This is a genomic window from Asticcacaulis sp., from assembly GCF_047605585.1.
Taxonomy (GTDB): Bacteria; Pseudomonadota; Alphaproteobacteria; order Caulobacterales; family Caulobacteraceae; genus Asticcacaulis.
The window spans coordinates 13,457-30,343 of record NZ_JASGFK010000014.1 but is presented as its reverse complement, the minus strand read 5'-3'; the positions used below and the strand labels follow the sequence as shown (position 1 = coordinate 30,343).

Genomic DNA, 16,887 nt, shown 5'->3' with positions numbered 1-16,887 from the left:
TTCAGTATAAGACGGAACATATTTGTAACCACTCGAAAAATGAACTAAAGCGCTTTAAGGCACGGATTTTTCTGGATAAAAAATGACCGATCCCATCCTCGAGGGCATAGACCTTCCGCCTGATCAGAACGCCCGTCTCCACGGCTTGATCGCGCAAATGCGCCATGACGGCACTGAGCGGTCCGAACCGATGCGCGAGATATTCGCCCGTCTCGGCGATCGATGGAGCATGCTTCTGCTTCAAATTCTCCGCACCGGTCCGATGCGTTCCGCCGCCCTGCGCCGCGTCACCGGGCGGTTGAGCGCAGAGGGACGGATTTCGCAACGCATTTTCACCTTGCAGATGCGCCTGCTCGAGGCCGATGGCCTCGTGATACGCCATGTGACGCCGACCGTCCCCATCAGTGTCGACTACGCCCTGTCGCCGCTGGGGGCTGGCCTTTTGAACGAAGTCGACCATGTCATGGACTGGATTCGTGACCACATTCCGGACATTCAGGCGCCGAAAACCGATATGCAAATCCATAAGAGATAAGGTGTTCATAACGCCACAGTCGCGATCATTCCATAATGTGGGCTATTTTTTATGTGAAAACTGGGGTAGGCTTTTAAATACAAAAACCAAAAAAGTGCCCCGACAGGGGGAGAATGCCGAGGAAAATATTATGAGATTTGGTCGTCTGGATCTGAATCTGCTCGTCGCTTTGGATGTTCTTCTGGCCGAGCGAAATGTGACCGTTGCCGCTGATCGTCTGTGCCTGTCACAATCCGCCATGTCCGGCGCGCTCGCCCGCTTGCGCGAATATTTTGATGACGAACTACTGATCAATACCGGTCGAAAGATGATCCTCACGCCACGTGCGGAAAGTCTCGTTACACCCGTGCGTAATGTACTGCTGCAGATCAAGACGACCATTACCACGACACCTGAATTTTTGCCCGCCGAAAGCGACCGCAATTTCTCAATCGTGATGTCCGACTATTCGCTCGATGTGATGGTCGCTCCCGCGCTCGCCCAGATCGCCCTGCTGGCCCCGAACCTGACCTTTGAAATTTCTCCCATCGGCGATCGCCCGATCGGTCAACTCGAAAGCCGTGAAATCGACCTCCTTATCACCATCGATCAGGCAGTGTCGGATCAACATCCGAAAGCCACGTTGTTTACGGATGATTACGTCGTGATTGCCTGGGACCAGAACACTGAGATCGGCGAGTTCCTGGATCGCGAGACTTACGGCGCCCTGGGCCATGTGACCGTTCAGTTCGGTAAGGCCCGTCTGCCCACGCTCGAGGAATATTTCCTTCAGACCCTGAAGATCAAACGCCGCATCGAGATGTTCGCGCCCTCCTTTACCTCCGTGCCAAGGCTGATTGCCGGCACCAACCGCATTGCCACCGTGCATCGCCGAATGGCTCAAAAGGCCGCGGAAACCATGCCGCTCAGATTGTACGATGTGCCGGCCGAGATGCCCAAGGTGACACAGGTCGTCCAGTGGCACGCCTCTGCCAGCGATGACCAAGCCCTGATGTGGGTCGTGAAACAGATTCAAACCTACGCCCAGCATGGATCGATATCGGGCATGCTGGACCAATTGGCTGCCGTGGCCGAGTAGTTTTCCGCTCGATAGCTTCTATCGATAAAATCAAGTCCTGCGGCTTTGCCCCGCGCGCTATAGCTTGGTCTGAAAAACAGACAGGGCGTAAGCGCGTAAGGAGTCAGTGTGAAGGACGATAATCCCCTCAAGAACTGGACGGTTGACCGTTCTCAGATTTCCTTTATCGGCAAGGATTTGCAACGACCGGAGTGTATCCTCGCCGAGCGGGATGGCACGCTTTGGTCGGCGGATGCCCGTGGCGGCGTGGTAAAGATAGATACCGACGGCACTCAGACCGTTATCGCCCCGAAACGCGAGATCGCGGCCGAGACCGCCACTTTCGAAAATCGCTTCATGAATGCGCAAGGCTCCCTGCCGAACGGCATGACTTTCGATGCGAATGGCGATTTCCTGATTGCCAATTTCGGCACGGATACGCTCGATCGCATGACCCGTGACGGCAAGCTGACCACAATCCTCGACAATATCGATGGCCGCCCGCTCGGCAAGTGCAACTTCGTCACCCGCGATTCGAAAGGCCGCATCTGGCTGACGGTGACGACCCAACTCAACCCGTGGACCGACCATGTCAAACGCATGAGCTACGATGGCTATATCGCGGTTATCGACGACAAGGGCGCGCGTATCGTCGCCGACGGCCTGTGCGGCACCAACGAACTGCGCTTCGACGCCAAGGAAGAGTGGCTCTATGTGCCAGAAACCACAGCGCATCGCATTACCCGCTACCGGGTGCACGATGATGGCCGCCTCACTCATCGCGAAATCTACGGTCCATCCGACATTGGTGGTTTTGCCGATGGCATCGCCTTCGATGCCTACGGCAATCTGTGGAGCGCGTTGGTCCATAATGACCGCCTGATCGCCATAACGCCGGAAGGTGATGTCGTCACCCTGCTCGATGACGGTAATGCCGAGGCCAATGCGGCCCTCGATAAGGCCTGGCGTGACTGGGACATGAAGACCGAGCTGATGGCCGCGGCCCATGGCACACTCTGCCCTTGGATGGCGTCCCTGACCTTCGGCGGCCCCGACCTCAAGACAGTCTATCTCGGTTCTCTGCGCGGCGACCGCATTCCCGTCTTCCGCTCGCCGGTCGCCGGTCTGCCGATGATCTACTGGAACGAAACCTACGCGAAGGCTGACGCATGAGACTCTTGATTACCGGCGCCGGTGGCTTTGTGGGGCGAGCCCTCGTGCGCCAGATTCTCGCCGAGAATGCGCCGACACAGCTGATTCTGCTGGACCGCGCCCTGCCCGACCTGCCGAACGATCCGCGCATTCTCGCTATCGCAGGCGATCTGATGGACAAGTCCGTCCGTGATCGCGCCATGGCCGGCGGCATCGACGCCATGATCCATATGGCCACCATTCCGGGGGGCGCCGCCGAAGCGGACCGCGCCTTGTCGCGTCGCATCAATATCGACGCTTCCCTCGACCTGTTTGACGCGGCGGCGGCTGGCGGCAACCGTCCACGCATCGTCTTTACCTCCACCATCGCCGTCCTGCCCGCCCCGCCGCCGGCGCATATCGACGACGCCACGGCGCTGGAACCCTTCCTCTCTTACGGCGCGCACAAGCTGATGTGCGAAACCTATCTGGCCGACCTGCACCGCCGGGGCGAGGTTGAAGCCGTCAGTGTCCGTTTACCGGGCATTCTGGCAAGACCGAAAGGTCCGTCCGGCATGAAGTCCGCCTTTATCAGCGACATGTTCCATGCGGCGCTGGCCGATGAACCGTTCACCTGCCCCACCTCGCCCGACGGCCACATCTGGGCCATGAGCGTCGAACAGGTGAGTCGCAATTTGCGACACGCGCTCAGCGTGAAGGCCGACCTGCTGCCGCCTTCACGCGCCGTGACCCTCCCGGCCTTGCGTTTCTCAATGGGCGAACTGGCTCAGGCGCTGGACGCCAAGGTGACCTTCGCGCCCGACCCCATTCTCGAGCAACAATTCGCAGCCCAACCGCCTCTGACGACTGCAGCTGCCGACCGGGCCGGCTTTCAGCACGATAACGACCTGACCACGCTCGTCCGGCGGGCGCTTGCCGAAATCCGCACCACAACGTCCGCCTGAAGCGGGCACAAATTTGTGCTCGCGAATGGCAATAGCACCTATCGATCAAACGCGTTTGTCCGGCCTGACGGCCTTTTTGTATAAAGCGGCAAACCTATCAGGGAGTATATGATCATGGCCACCTGGCTGAAGCGCGGCATGGACGCGCAAACCAAGAGCGACAACAACAAGGCCGTCCGCGACACGGTCGAGGGCATTCTGGCGGACATTCAGGCACGCGGCGACGACGCGGTGCGCGAACTGTCGATCAAATTCGACAAGTGGGATCGCGAATCCTACCGTCTCACCCAGGCTGAGATCGATGCCTGCGTCGACACGCTGAGCAAGCAGGACATCACCGATATCGAATTTGCACAGGCCCAGGTGCGCAACTTCGCCCAACATCAAAAGGATTCTCTGAAGGATCTCGAAGTCGAGACCCTGCCGGGGGTCATTCTCGGCCACAAGAACGTGCCGGTCAACGCGGCCGGTTGCTATGTGCCGGGCGGCAAGTATCCGCTGCTGGCCTCGGCCCACATGTCGGTGCTGACCGCCAAGGTGGCCGGCGTAAAGCGCGTCGTCACTGCCGCGCCGCCCTTCTCCGGCAAGCCGGCCCCGGCCATCGTCGCCGCCCAGGCCATGGCCGGTGCTGATGAAATCTATTGCTTCGGCGGCATTCAGGCCATCGGCGCCATGGCGCTCGGCACTCAGAGCATCGCCTCCGTCGATATGCTCGTCGGTCCCGGCAACGCCTATGTGGCCGAAGCCAAGCGCCAGCTCTATGGCCGCGTCGGTATCGACCTCTTTGCCGGCCCGACCGAAACCCTGGTGATCGCCGACGACAGCGTAGATGGCGAACTGTGCGCCACCGACCTGCTCGGCCAGGCTGAACATGGTCCGGATTCGCCTGCCGTGCTGCTGACCACCTCGCGCAAGCTGGCCGAAGACACCCTCCGTGAAGTCGAACGCCTGCTCGAAATCCTGCCGACCGCTGGCATCGCCCGCAAGGCATGGGATGTCTATGGCGAGGTCATCCTGGCCGACAGCGACGAGGAAATGGTCGAGATCGCCGATTTCATCGCGTCCGAGCACGTTCAGGTCATGACGAAGGACCCGGACTACTTCCTGAAGAACATGACCAACTATGGCGCCCTGTTCCTTGGCCCGCGCACAAATGTCTCCTTCGGTGACAAGGTCATCGGCACCAATCACACACTGCCGACAATGAAGGCGGCGCGTTACACCGGCGGCCTGTGGGTCGGCAAGTTCATCAAGACCTGCACCTACCAGAAGGTCCTGACCGACGAAGCCTCGGCCCTGGTCGGTGAATACTGTTCGCGTCTGTGCGCCCTGGAAGGTTTTGCCGGTCACGGCGAGCAGGCCAATATCCGCGTACGCCGCTACGGCCATCGTGATGTGCCCTATGCGGGTGCAGCTGCGCCTCTGGCCGCGGCCGAATAGATGCTGCCCGTTACGCCGTCATTCGGGCTTGAGGGAAAGCGGGCTCTCGTGACCGGCGCCGGCCGGGGGCTGGGGGCCGCTTGTGCAGCGGCGCTGGCGCAAGCGGGGGCTGATGTGGTCCTCGCCGCCCGCTCCCTGCCGGAACTGGAAGCCGTCGCGGCGGAGATTACTGCCAGCGGCGGCAAGGCTACGCCCCTGGTCCTCGATGTCAGCGATATCGCCGACCTGGGGGCAGCAATCGCCGCCGCTGGCCCGTTCGATATTCTGCTCAATAATGCCGGCACCAATCGACCCAAACCCTTTACCGACGTTACGCCTGACGACTACGACGCCGTGCTCGATCTCAATCTGAAATCGGCTTTCTTCGTTGCCCAAGCCGTGGCCAAGGGGATGATCACTGCCGGCAAGGGCGGCTCGATCATCAACATGACCTCGCAGATGGGGCATGTCGGCGGTCCTAACCGCACGCTGTACTGCGCCTCCAAATGGGGGCTGGAAGGCCTAAATAAGGCCATGGCGCTCGATCTCGCCCCCCACGGCATCCGCGTCAACACCATCGCGCCGACCTTCATCGAAACGCCGATGACGAAGCCCTTCTTCGAGAACCAGGCCTTCCTCGACAGCGTTCTGGCCAAGATCAAGCTGGGCCGCCTGGGGCGTCCGGAAGACCTGATGGGCGCCGTCGTTTTCCTCGCCTCCGACGCATCGGCCCTCATGACGGGCACCTCCATGATTATCGACGGCGGCTGGACCGCAGACTAATTCAAAGACCAAAAGTACAGGGATCACTATGAAACTCGCCTCACTCAAAGCCCGGTCACGGGATGGCCAGCTCGTCGTCGTTTCGCGCGATCTCACCTCTTATGTCGATGCAGGCGTTATTGCACCGACCTTGCAGGCCGCCCTGGATGAATGGGAGACTTTAGCGCCGGAATTGGCAGCGCTGTATGAGGCACTCAATGCCGGCAAGATATCCAATGCGAAACCCTTCGATCCCGCCGAATGCCTGCCGCCCCTGCCCTTCCCCCGTCAGTGGCTGGACGGCTCGTCCTTCCTGATGCACGGCCGCCTGCTCGACAAAGCCTTTGGCATCGATCCGATTGTCGATGCCGCCACCATCCCCATCATGTATCAGGGGGCATCGGACGCCTTTATCGGCCCGCGAGAAGACGCCGGTTTCGTGGATGACAGCCACGGCATCGATTTCGAGGCCGAACTGGGCATGATCGTGGGCGACATGCCCGCCGGTGTCGATCGCGAAACGGCGCTTCCGGCCTTACGCCTGATGGTCCTGCTCAATGACTGGTCTTGCCGCGCCCTGCAACCCTATGAGATGAAGCGCGGCTTTGGCCTGTTGCATTCCAAGCCGATCACGGCGTGTGCGCCAGTGGCGGTGACCCCGGATGAGTTTGGCGAAGCGTTCGCCAATGAGCGGCTGGATCTGCGCGTCAATGTCTGGCGCAATGGCGAAGCCTTCGGACATCCGAGCGCCGGCGGCATGGATTTCGGCTATACCCAACTCATCACCCATGCGGCCCGCACACGCCCGCTGAAAGCGGGTACGCTTATCGGCTGGGGCACGACATCCGAAGCCAATCCGCATGTCGTAGGCTCCGCCTGCATCACTGAAAAGCGCGGCCAGGAAATCATCGACCACGGCAAACCGTCCCTGCCCTTCATGCACTTTGGTGAGACGGTGAAGATCGAGGTTTTCGGCAATGACGGCCAATCGGTCTTCGGCGCCATCGAGCAAACCGTCGTCAGCGCGTAAGTCGTCTGGGCGTAACAGGAGTATTTCCCATGTATGAACCCTTTCCCGGCAACTATATCTGGAACCTGGGCGCGAATCTGGCGCTGATCGACGGTGGCAATCATGGCGAAATCGATGTCGCCTGCCGCCCGATCCGCGAAGCCGCCGAAAAGGGCGCCGACGCCTCCTCGGCTGCCTATTTCGACAGTTGGCTGCGTGTCGCCGATCAGTTGACCGAGAATGCGAAGGCCGATGAGGATGCGGGACGTAACTGGTCGGCCGCCACCAAATACAAGCGCGCCGCCGGCTATTACCTCTCGGCTGAGCGCCTGCAATCGCGCGACTATCCGCCGCGCTGGGCGGCTTATCAAAAGGGGCTCGACCTTTTCCGCAAGTATGTGGCGCTCGAAGGCGCCAATGTCGAGTTCGTCGAAATCCCCTATGAGGGCAAATCCTATCCGGCCCTGTTCGTAAAGGCGCCCGCCACGGCGAACGGTCCCGCGCCCTGCATGGTCAGTTGCAATGGGCTCGATTCAATGAAGGAACAGATCTACGGCAATGGCATCGCCCAGGCGCTGAACCGCCGCGGGATCTCCTGCCTGCTGCTGGATCAGCCAGGCACCGGCGAAGCCCTGCGGCAGCGCGGTCTGACGGGCCGTCATGATTCCGAGGCCTGGGCCACCCCGGCCCTGGAATACCTGCTGACGCGTGAAGATGTCGATTCCACCCGTATCGGCATGCACGGCCTGTCGCTGGGCGGCTATTATGCGCCGCGCGCCGCCGCCATGGAGCCGCGTTTTGCCCTCTGCACCGTCATGGGCGCCAATCACAACTGGGGCGAAATGCAGGTCCGCCGTATGGCGCGCGAGGGTGAAAATCCGGTACCACATTACTGGGGCCACGTCATGTGGGTGTTCGGCAAAGATAATCTGGACGACTTCATGGCCTGGGCTCCGAATATGGACCTCAATGGCGTCGTCGAGAAGATCAAAGTGCCGTTCCTGGTCACGCATGGCGAAGGCGATCGCCAGATCCCGCTGGAATATGCCCACCAGTCCTATGACCAGGCGGTCAATAGTCCTAAACGGGATCTGCGGATCTTCACGACCAAAGACTTCGAGATTGAGCATTGTGGCGCGGACAACGGTACCGTCGCCCGCGACTACATCGCCGACTGGATCGCCGTGCAGTGGGGCCTACGGACCGGCTGACACCATTGCGCCCGATGGCACCTATCTGTCGGAACGTTTGGTGCGAAGACCAAATATCTGATCATATACCGTCAAGTAAAAAGCATCGGACAAGGTGCGGAGCGTACAGGAGAGTTGTTTGATGTTGAAATCTGTTTTGATCGTCGGTGGCGGCATAGCCGGGATGTCCCTGGCCATCCTGCTGTCCAAGCGCGGTATTGTTGCCGAGATTGTCGAGGTCGATCCGAAATGGAAGGTCTATGGCGCCGGCATCACCATAACAGGCCCCACCCTGCGCGCCCTGAAGCGCGTCGGTGTGCTCGATAAGGTGCTGGCCGTGGGCGCCGGCTGGTCCGACGGCTATGTTTTCACGAAGGCTGGCGACCTGATCACCGAACTCAAAACCTTCCCCTTAGAAGACGGCATCCCGGCCACCGGCGGTGTGCTGCGCCCCGAGCTCCATCGCATCCTGTCGGAAACCACGCTGGAGGCCGGTGTGAATGTCCGGCTCGGGACCACCATCGAGACTCTGACCCAACGTGAACGCGGTGTCGACGTTGTCTTTAGCGACGGCCGCACCGGCACCTATGACATGGTGGTCGGCGCCGACGGTATCTATTCGAAGGTCCGCTCTCTCATCCTGCCCAACGCGCCGAAGCCGAAATTTACCGGTCAGGCCTGCTGGCGTATCGTCGCGGAGCGGCCGGAGGGCTTTGATCGCTCGCATTTCTATATGAGCCACGACGGCAAATGCGGCTTCAACCCTGTGTCTCCGACCCACATGTATATGTTCCTGCTGGAGCATGTGCCCTCGAACCCCTGGCGCGAACCCGAAACCCTGCCACAGATCCTGTACGACCTGATGGAGGGCTATGGCGGCATCGTTCCCGGTATCCGTACCACCGTCCGCGATAATCCCACCATTAACTATCGGCCGCTGGAAGGCATGATCGTCCCCAAGCCCTGGTACAAGGGTGACGTCGTGCTGATCGGCGATACGGTGCACGGCACGACGCCGCACCTGGCCTCCGGCGCCGGCATGGCCGTCGAAGACGCCGTCGTCCTGGATGAGGAACTCGGCCGCCACGACAATCCCCGCGATGCTTTCGAAGCCTATCAAAACCGCCGCTTTAACCGATGCGAACTGATCGTCTCGTCGTCCTTGCGCCTCGGCGAGATCGAGATGACCCAGGGCGATGCGAAGGAACACACCCAATTGATGCAGACGGCAATCACGGCCCTGCGCGAACCTGTTTGAGAATGAAGTGAGATCACCATGGCTATACTCGGAGTAGAGAGCGTCATTTTCGGGGTCGATGACCTCGACCGTTGCGCCGTATTTTGGCAGGACTTCGGCTTGACCCCCGTTCGTCACGCCCCCGATGAACACGTTTTCGAAGTACAGACCGGGGCGAAGATCGTCGTGCGCCGCCGGGGCGATCCACGCCTGCCGACCGCTTATTCGCACAAGGTTGGCGCGCACGAGACCGTCTGGGGCGTTGACACGCAAGAGTCTCTCAATGCGCTCGTGGCGGGCTTGCGTGCCGACCGCGAAGTGACCGAAGACGCGGACGGGATTTTCCACTTCCAGGCTGACTGCGGCATGCCGCTAGGCCTAAAACTCTGGACCCCGCGCAAGATCGTCTCCCAGCCGGACCCCGTAAATGCACCGGGCAATATCCAGCGCCTTAACCTGCACCGCAAATGGCGCCAGCGCGCCATTCCGAAGACGATCAATCATGTCGTCTTCTTCGTGAAGGATTATGTCGGCACGTTCGAATTCTTCCGCGACCGCCTGAACTTCCGTCTTACCGACCATACCCGCGGTGTCGGCGCCTTCGCCCGTGCCGATGGCGCCTGGGAGCACCACAATATCTTCTTCGTCTCCTGCGAACTGCCGGTGGCTCCGGATGAGCCCGGCTTCATGCACATGGCCTTCGGTCTGGAGGACATCGACGAACTGATGCTGGGCGTCAACCTCATGGAAAAGAAGGGCTGGAAGAATGAAAGCCCGAATACCATGGGCGGTCTGTCGCGCCATCGCATCTCGTCGGCCATCTATTACTATTTCGACAGCCCGGCTGGCGGGGAAGCCGAATACCATGTCGATACCGACTATCTCGACGACAACTGGATTCCGCGCTCGTGGGATTTCAAGTTCGGCTCGCTAATGTGGGCCACACGAGTACCGACCATGTGGCAGGGCGATGTGCCGATGGATGTGACGCTCGATCCCGAAGGCAAATCGCTTGACGCTTATCGCCTGAAACCTAAAATTTCGGCGCAAACAAAAGAAAAAGTCTGAAAGACATCCACAGCGGCATAGCCCAACAACACATAATACAGGTGAGATAATGACAAATAACGTCCGCAAGGCCGGACCTCTGCAGGGGTTTACGCTTCTGTCCTGCATGACCCTCGCGGTCATGGGGGCGCTTCTGGTCGCCCCCGTGATTCCGCAAATGATGGAACATTTCAAGGATGTTCCCAATGTCGAATACTGGGTGCCGATGGTGGTGACCGTGCCGTCGCTCTGCGTCGCCCTGCTCTCTCCGGTCGCCGGCTGGCTGGGTGACAAGTTTGGCCGTCGCCGTCTGCTGATCCCCAGCATGGCCATCTATTCCGCCTTCGGTCTGGCCCCGCTGTTTTTGCACGATCTCACCCACATCCTGATTTCCCGTATCGGCGTCGGCATTACCGAAGCGGCCGTGATGACCCTCTCCACCACCATGATCGGCGATATGTTCGAAGGCAAGTCACGCGACCGCTGGCTGGCTGGCCAGACAGCGACCGCTTCCACCTCGGCCATCATTTTCCTCTTTATCGCCGGGCAGGCCGGCAAGTTTGGCTGGCAGGGGCCTTTCGTGATTTACGCTTTCCCGCTGCTGATCATGGCCGCATTGATCCTGTTCACCTGGGAAACCAAGGAGAGCCGCAAGAGTGAACCGATGGAGCCCCATGTCTTCAATGTCGGCGAAGCGCCTCCCCCGATAACGACGGCAAAGACCGGTTTTCCTTCCCTGTTCATGCTCGGCGTCTGCGTGGTCACTTTGTTCGCCTCGCTGATGTTCTACACCATCCAGATTAACCTGTCCCAGGGCCTGGACGCGATCGGTGTGAAGGATCCGGGTCAGATCGGCACCCTCACGGCCATCGCCTCGATCGCAGTCCCCGTCGGCACCTTCGTCTTCTGGTTCGTCTCCAAGCGCTTGCCGATCGCCGTTCTGCTACTCGTGGAGTTCGCCATCATGGGTGGCGCCTATGTGGGCATGTCCAAAATGACTGATCCTTGGCAATTCGTCGGATTTGCCGCCTTGTCTCAGATTGGCGCGGGCATGATCCTGCCGACTCTGCTGACGTGGGCCATGAGCCGTCTAAGCTTCGAAAACCGGGGCATCGGCACCGGCATCTGGCAATCGATCTTCGCCTTCGGCCAGTTCGCCACAGGGATTGTCTTTGCCTATCTGTCGGCCACCCTGCACTACGGCATCATCCCCACCTTCATGATTCTCGGTTTCAGCTCTATCGGGGCCGCCCTACTGGCCTTGATCGCCGCAGTGGCCTTCCGCGCCAAACCAACCGCAGAACTGGCCTGATCGCCGGATCGCAAAAAACAGACGGGCCGCTTCTCAAAGGAAGCGGCCCGTTTTTCATGCTTAGACTGGCACCCTATTTATGGCTGAGCCGGTCGAAAAAGCTGAAGGTGCGCTGGAGGATATCTTCCAGTTGCTCCGGTGCCGCGCCGGTAAATCCATGTCCCAGACCTGGCACTGACTCGAAAGTGACATCGGCGCCTGCAGCCTTCAGCCGCTCATAAAGCGCCTGACTTTGGGATACAGGCACGAGCGTATCCGCCGCGCCATGTAAGATCAGGCCGGGCGGCGCCGAGGCGGTCACGAAATTGACCGGACTGGCGCCTTTCAGAGTCTCTTCGCTACATGTCCGCGCACATCCGAGCAGGCTGGTAATCGTGCCATTTTCGCTCCCCTTGGCCATGGCCGTGAAATCCGTCGGTCCGAACCAGTCGACATAGCCCTGAACGCGTGCCGCCGCCGGGGCCGTGTCATTGGTCAGGGCGGTGAGCGCAGTCAGGTGACCACCGGCCGAGAGGCCCCAGATATAGACGCGGGATGGATCTATGCCCCAGTCGGCCGCGTGGTCCCGCAGGAAGACAATGGCGTCACGCACATCCTCTTCCTGTGCCGGAAACCTCGCTTCGCCCTTTAGCCGATAGCTGACGCCGGCGACGGCATAGCCCCTGGCCGACAGCCGCGCCAATACCTGCGTCCAGTCGCCCCAGGTCCAGTCGGCGCGCGGATTGCCTATGGCATAACCGCCCCCATGAACCCAGATCACCAGAGGGAGCGCCTGTGTTGCAGGCTTGTCGGACGGCAGATACAGGTCAAGTTGCAGTGGCCGGTAATCGGGCACACTCTTGTAGGTGATGTTCCCCAGCATGATCGCTCCATTGGCGAAATGATGGGCGTCCGGATCGGAAGGCGCGGGCAATGGTGCGGCATAGAGCTGCGGCAGGTCGGGCGGAATCGCGAACGCTGGCGAAGTGATCGCCAGCGCTGCCGCCAGACCGATTAGGGCTGGTCGTAAGGTCATTTGTCTCTCCCTGATAAGGTTATTGGCTCGTGAGCTTTCCGTTCACGACCGAATAGGTTTTCTGGTTGTCTGGCCCGATCAGGGCGATGGCCGCCTGTGGGAAGGCTTGAGGCAAGGCAACCGGGCTTTTCACAGCCTCGTAGCTTGTCCAGACCTTCGGATCGCCCTTACCGGTATAATGCGGAATATTGGGATAGGCGTAGACCGGGCGTGTTGCGACCGGTTCCGGACCGGCGGACACATAGGGCTTGCCCATGTCCCCTCCCGGTCCGCCACCTGGCGGCGGGCCACCGGCTCCACCCGGACCACCTGGCCCCGGCGGCGGACCGCCCGCGCCGGGACCAGGCCTGCCGCCTTCCGACTTGCCGGCAATCAGGTATTCAGGCGACTGCCCCAGTTCGGTCCAGGCCATCAGCGCGCTCAAGGTATCGATCTGGTCGTAGCCGTCGCCGCCGCCGCAATGCCCCACGCCTGGTAAGAGGAACAAACGCATGAAGCGGTCGGTTTCAGCGGCGCCGACAAAGGCCTGCACACCCTGATAGTAGGCGATCGATATGCCGGGCGTGATCGAGGTGTCCGACAGGCCGTGCCACAGTATCAATTTGCCACCATGGGCGGCGAACGGTTTCAGATTGGTGTTGGTGGCGTTGTACAGCGGCGCCAATTGCGACACGCGCGCGAAATTTTCGGGATCGAAGGCAAAATGAGTAACATCACCATCGGCTGGGCTGACTTCCGGTAGAATAACATATTCCATTGAACGCGAAGCCATGCCGGCGCTCATTGGCCTTGCTGTTGGTGTCGCAGGGAGATTCCATTGGGCTTCGCCACCATAAAGGGCACCAAATGTATAGATGTTGCCAGCCGCGTCAGAGGCCCCGGAATAGAGTTTACGAACGACCGCCAGTTCTTCCGTCGTCAAACAGGTTGGCATGTTAATGTCCTTGGCGCAGATAAGGGTGCCAGGATCAAAATGGCAGGCGCGTGGATCCTGCAGCAGGCCATCGGATACGCCCGAAAGGGTGTCGCAAGCCGCAAGAACCGTTTGGTGCAATAGATTGAGTTTACCGGGCATCAAAATATTGGTGCCATCTGCACGCTGGTTCGAAAGTGCATTCCAGGCGTGATAGAAGGAATTCTGTATCTGGAACAGGGCCGCCGGGTCGCCCGCTGAAACACCGTCGAAATCGTCTGGAAATCGCTGAGTTTCCATAAGGGCTTCGCGGCCGCCATCGGAACAGCCGGTGAAGTAGGAATAGCGCGGCCCCTGGCCGTAATAGACCTTGATCAAAGCTTTGGCGACTACGGCTGTTTCGTGATTACCACGATAGGCGAAATCAATCCGCTTTTGTGGGTCTGCGGCGAATTCCGCCTCGCTGTCACTCCCCATCTGCCCCTTATGGCCCATATCGTCGCCGGCCACCACAAATTCGCCGTTCAACGCCGGCGCGCAGGTCGTGGCGTTGGATATACCGACCGAGGTCATGCCGCACAGGCCGCCGCACCCGCCCTGAAGAAAGCGCTGCGTCCAGTTCTGCGCCGGCAGATCGACTTCGAAACCGATGGACGGCGCGATCGTGCCCAGGACCTTGCAGAACGCCCCCTTGGGCGTATCGATCAGCCCCGCGGAGGCGATGGTCACGACCGAACCATCATCGCTTCTGATATCTGCGCGCGCCAGTTCCGCGCAATCGCGCACCGGCTTGACAACGCCAAGATCGGCATGGGGCCGCGCCTGTGCCGCCGCTATCTGCGGCAGGCCGAGGCAGAAACCCGCCATCATCAGACCGAGGGTTGAAGCGCCGTGTAGGCGCCGGCGTTGAAGTGGGGGTGTCATGAAAGTCCGCCTTCCTGTCCTGTACGGTCTGTCTGCCGCGTCCGCACAGACTAACCGTCTTGCGTGCACCGTCAAAACGACAACTTCGATGACGGATATCCGGCATACCTATGTTTCAGATGGAAACAAAAGGCCCCGCCTGCGAAGCGGGGCCCAAGGTCTGGCGTATGATCAGAGGTTAGAAGGTTCGGTTCAGCACCAGGCCATAGGTGCGTGGCGCCGATAGCTGGGCATAGCCGAAGAAGAAGGACTGTTTGATGATGGCGTCATTCACATTCTTCACATAAGCATTTAGCGACCATGCGCCGCTCGGTGCGCGATACAGCAGAGAAATATCACCGGTCGAATAGGCCTTTTGCACATCGCGGATATCGGTCACAGGGTTCTGGTCGGGATAGACATACTGTTTATCCACCCCGCGCAGATCGATGCGGGGCGTCAGGCTGGCGCCGCTGCCCAGGGTGAAAACGTGCGAATAACCGAACTTCAGCGTCGTCTTTGGGGCGTTCGGGAACGGCGCATCCTTGAAAACCGTGTCGCCCTTCAGTTTGGAATCGAGCAGCACCAGTGAGCCGTAAAGCGTATCCTTGTCACTGAGCTTCGCCTGAGCCTCGACTTCGAAACCCATTTCCTGCGCCGGTGTGGTCAGGACCTGGATACTCGGCCCGGTCTGCGTCATTGTGAACAGGACCAGTTGATAGGCCTGATAGTCATAATAGAACATATCGCCATTGACCTGCAGGCGGCCGTCCAGGAAGCGGTTCTTTGACCCCAGTTCGTAGGCGGTCATCTTCTCCGGCTCATAAAGCGTACCGTCGAAATTGTATCCGCCCTGGCGATAGCCGCTATTTACCGTGCCATACACCATCGAAGTCGCGCCGACATCGCTTTCGAAACCGATCCGGTAATCGAAATGGTCGTCCTTCGAGGTGGGCAGAACGGCATCGACATTGGAATCAGCGATGTTTCGGCCGGTGATCTTCTCCTCGGCGGCGCGCAGGCCCGCGATTACACGGAAACTCGTCCCCAAGGGCACCGTCACCTGCCCGAACAGGCCGTCGGTGAAGCTGTTGCGATAATCGATCAGGATATCCCTCGGCGTCCAACTGGCACTGGGGTAGGCACATCCCCCTGACGGCTGCACGCCCGGTCCCGCGCCGGAATAGCCATAACCCGGCACATACATGTAGTTGCCGTCGACATCCTCGCACGCCCCCGCCAGCGCCTTCTGCTGGTTGTGGCTGTCATAATGATAATAGCCGACATTCCATTGCCAGTTGGCGCCAGCTTCCGAGGCATAGCGCACTTCCAGGGATTTCTGCTTGTTGACCAGCGGGTCCGCCGACCAGGCGATGTTGCCACCAAAAGCGCCCTTCGATACCCCATGCGTCTGCTGTAAAGCGGGTTCGATGAACAGGGTGCCCGGTCCGAGCTTCGCGGTATAGGCCGCCCAGACCTTGCGGTAATTGACGTTCTGATGGCCGGCCGCCACATCATCGGTATAGCGGTCGGTATCCGGCTCCTGCACGCCCGGCGCCACATAGGCCCCGCCCGTGCCCTTGCCGCCGATGTGGGTGGCTTCCGCCCCGAGGATCAGCTTGCTGTCCTCACTGGGCTTGATCAGCAGCTTGGCGCGCAACGCCTGGGCCACATTGTCATCATGACCATTACTGAGATAGCCGTCGCGGCTCACTACGGCGCCCGCAACGCGCAAGGCAACATGATCTCCCAGCGGCGTGTTGAAGGCGCCTTCCAAATGTCCGAGATTATAACTCCCGAGCTCTGCGGCGACATAGCCACTATCTCCCGCCAGCGATGGATCCTTGGAAATGACATTGACCACCCCCCCGATCGCGCTGCGACCATAGAGCGTGGCCTGAGGACCGCGCAGAACTTCGACCCGGTCTAAATCATAAAAGCCGGCAGACGCGTTTTCCGCGCGACCGGAATAGGCGCCGTCATAATTGGTAGACACCGCACCCTGGCCCAATTGGGGCGGCAGAGACAGGCCCAATCCACGGATGGACACAAGAAACCCCTTGGCCGCCCCCTGCACTATGGTCGCGGGTTGATTAACGAGAACGTCATCGATCTTGGTACGCCCCTCTTGTGTGATTTCCTGACCGGACACAACGCTGACGGCCATAGAGGTTTTTTGCACAGATTTCGCTGATTTATCGGCCGTCACGATAACAACGGGAATTTCATCTTTCCTGGTGGTGTCTGGCGCACTGTCCTGGGCATGGACAGCATTGGTCGTCATGCAGGCGAGCGCCGTCGCGGTCAGAAGTCTGACCTTCATAGATATCTTCATTGCCTCACATCCCTGTTTTACTGTGTCGTGTGTTATTTTTACACGTGTCAAACAGGT

Annotated in this window: 14 protein-coding genes; 11 read left to right on the top strand and 3 right to left on the bottom strand. The window is 59.9% G+C overall.

Translation table 11 applies throughout. From position 1 onward, the window contains the following. The first annotated feature begins 82 nt into the window (after positions 1 to 82). The 11 genes from QM647_RS18940 to QM647_RS18890 all read left to right on the top strand — a co-directional run bounded on the left by QM647_RS18940 (position 83) and on the right by QM647_RS18890 (position 11,664). Positions 83 to 535, top strand: coding sequence for a winged helix-turn-helix transcriptional regulator (locus QM647_RS18940; RefSeq protein WP_414997124.1), 453 nt, complete (start codon positions 83 to 85; stop codon positions 533 to 535). A gap of 130 nt (positions 536 to 665) precedes the next feature. Beyond that, the gene (locus QM647_RS18935) at positions 666 to 1,613 is read left to right on the top strand and encodes a LysR family transcriptional regulator (RefSeq protein ID WP_414997123.1); all 948 of its coding nucleotides are present in this window, start codon (positions 666 to 668) and stop codon (positions 1,611 to 1,613) included. Between the two features lie 108 nt (positions 1,614 to 1,721). Further along, positions 1,722 to 2,765, top strand: coding sequence for an SMP-30/gluconolactonase/LRE family protein (locus QM647_RS18930; RefSeq protein ID WP_414997122.1), 1,044 nt, complete (start codon positions 1,722 to 1,724; stop codon positions 2,763 to 2,765). Then, complete coding sequence (locus tag QM647_RS18925; RefSeq protein ID WP_414997121.1) at positions 2,762 to 3,688, top strand: NAD-dependent epimerase/dehydratase family protein; 927 nt, start codon at positions 2,762 to 2,764, stop codon at positions 3,686 to 3,688. The genes QM647_RS18930 and QM647_RS18925 overlap by 4 nt, the downstream gene beginning before the upstream one ends. 114 nt (positions 3,689 to 3,802) lie before the next feature. Next, positions 3,803 to 5,128 carry a histidinol dehydrogenase gene (gene hisD, locus QM647_RS18920; protein ID WP_414997120.1) on the top strand — a complete coding sequence of 442 codons (1,326 nt, stop codon included), beginning with the start codon at positions 3,803 to 3,805 and terminating at the stop codon, positions 5,126 to 5,128. Continuing rightward, the gene (locus tag QM647_RS18915; RefSeq protein ID WP_414997119.1) at positions 5,129 to 5,890 is read left to right on the top strand and encodes an SDR family NAD(P)-dependent oxidoreductase; all 762 of its coding nucleotides are present in this window, start codon (positions 5,129 to 5,131) and stop codon (positions 5,888 to 5,890) included. 28 nt (positions 5,891 to 5,918) lie between these two features. Next, entirely contained in the window at positions 5,919 to 6,899 is a 981-nt protein-coding gene (locus QM647_RS18910; protein ID WP_414997118.1) for a fumarylacetoacetate hydrolase family protein, read from the top strand. A 29-nt stretch (positions 6,900 to 6,928) separates the two neighbouring features. After that, the gene (locus QM647_RS18905) at positions 6,929 to 8,089 is read left to right on the top strand and encodes an alpha/beta hydrolase family protein (protein WP_414997117.1); all 1,161 of its coding nucleotides are present in this window, start codon (positions 6,929 to 6,931) and stop codon (positions 8,087 to 8,089) included. 121 nt (positions 8,090 to 8,210) lie between these two features. Further along, positions 8,211 to 9,326 (top strand): FAD-dependent oxidoreductase, encoded by a 1,116-nt coding sequence (locus tag QM647_RS18900; RefSeq protein ID WP_414997116.1) that lies wholly within the window; start codon positions 8,211 to 8,213, stop codon positions 9,324 to 9,326. Between the two features lie 18 nt (positions 9,327 to 9,344). Further along, on the top strand, positions 9,345 to 10,373 hold the full coding sequence (locus QM647_RS18895; protein ID WP_414997115.1) for a VOC family protein: 1,029 nt from the start codon (positions 9,345 to 9,347) through the stop codon (positions 10,371 to 10,373). A 49-nt stretch (positions 10,374 to 10,422) separates the two neighbouring features. Then, a complete protein-coding gene (locus QM647_RS18890) occupies positions 10,423 to 11,664 on the top strand; it encodes an MFS transporter (protein WP_414997114.1) in 1,242 nt (413 codons plus the stop codon). A gap of 73 nt (positions 11,665 to 11,737) precedes the next feature. Here the strand turns inward: QM647_RS18890 and QM647_RS18885 are convergent, their stop codons facing one another. From QM647_RS18885 to QM647_RS18875, 3 genes are all read right to left on the bottom strand, one after another. Continuing rightward, positions 11,738 to 12,679: an alpha/beta hydrolase fold domain-containing protein gene (locus tag QM647_RS18885; protein ID WP_414997113.1), complete on the bottom strand. Its 942-nt coding sequence runs from the start codon at positions 12,677 to 12,679 to the stop codon at positions 11,738 to 11,740. Positions 12,680 to 12,698: 19 nt separating this feature from the next. After that, positions 12,699 to 14,516, bottom strand: coding sequence for a tannase/feruloyl esterase family alpha/beta hydrolase (locus tag QM647_RS18880; protein ID WP_414997112.1), 1,818 nt, complete (start codon positions 14,514 to 14,516; stop codon positions 12,699 to 12,701). A 178-nt stretch (positions 14,517 to 14,694) separates the two neighbouring features. Continuing rightward, positions 14,695 to 16,818 (bottom strand): TonB-dependent receptor, encoded by a 2,124-nt coding sequence (locus tag QM647_RS18875; protein ID WP_414997111.1) that lies wholly within the window; start codon positions 16,816 to 16,818, stop codon positions 14,695 to 14,697. Between the last annotated feature and the right edge of the window lie 69 nt (positions 16,819 to 16,887).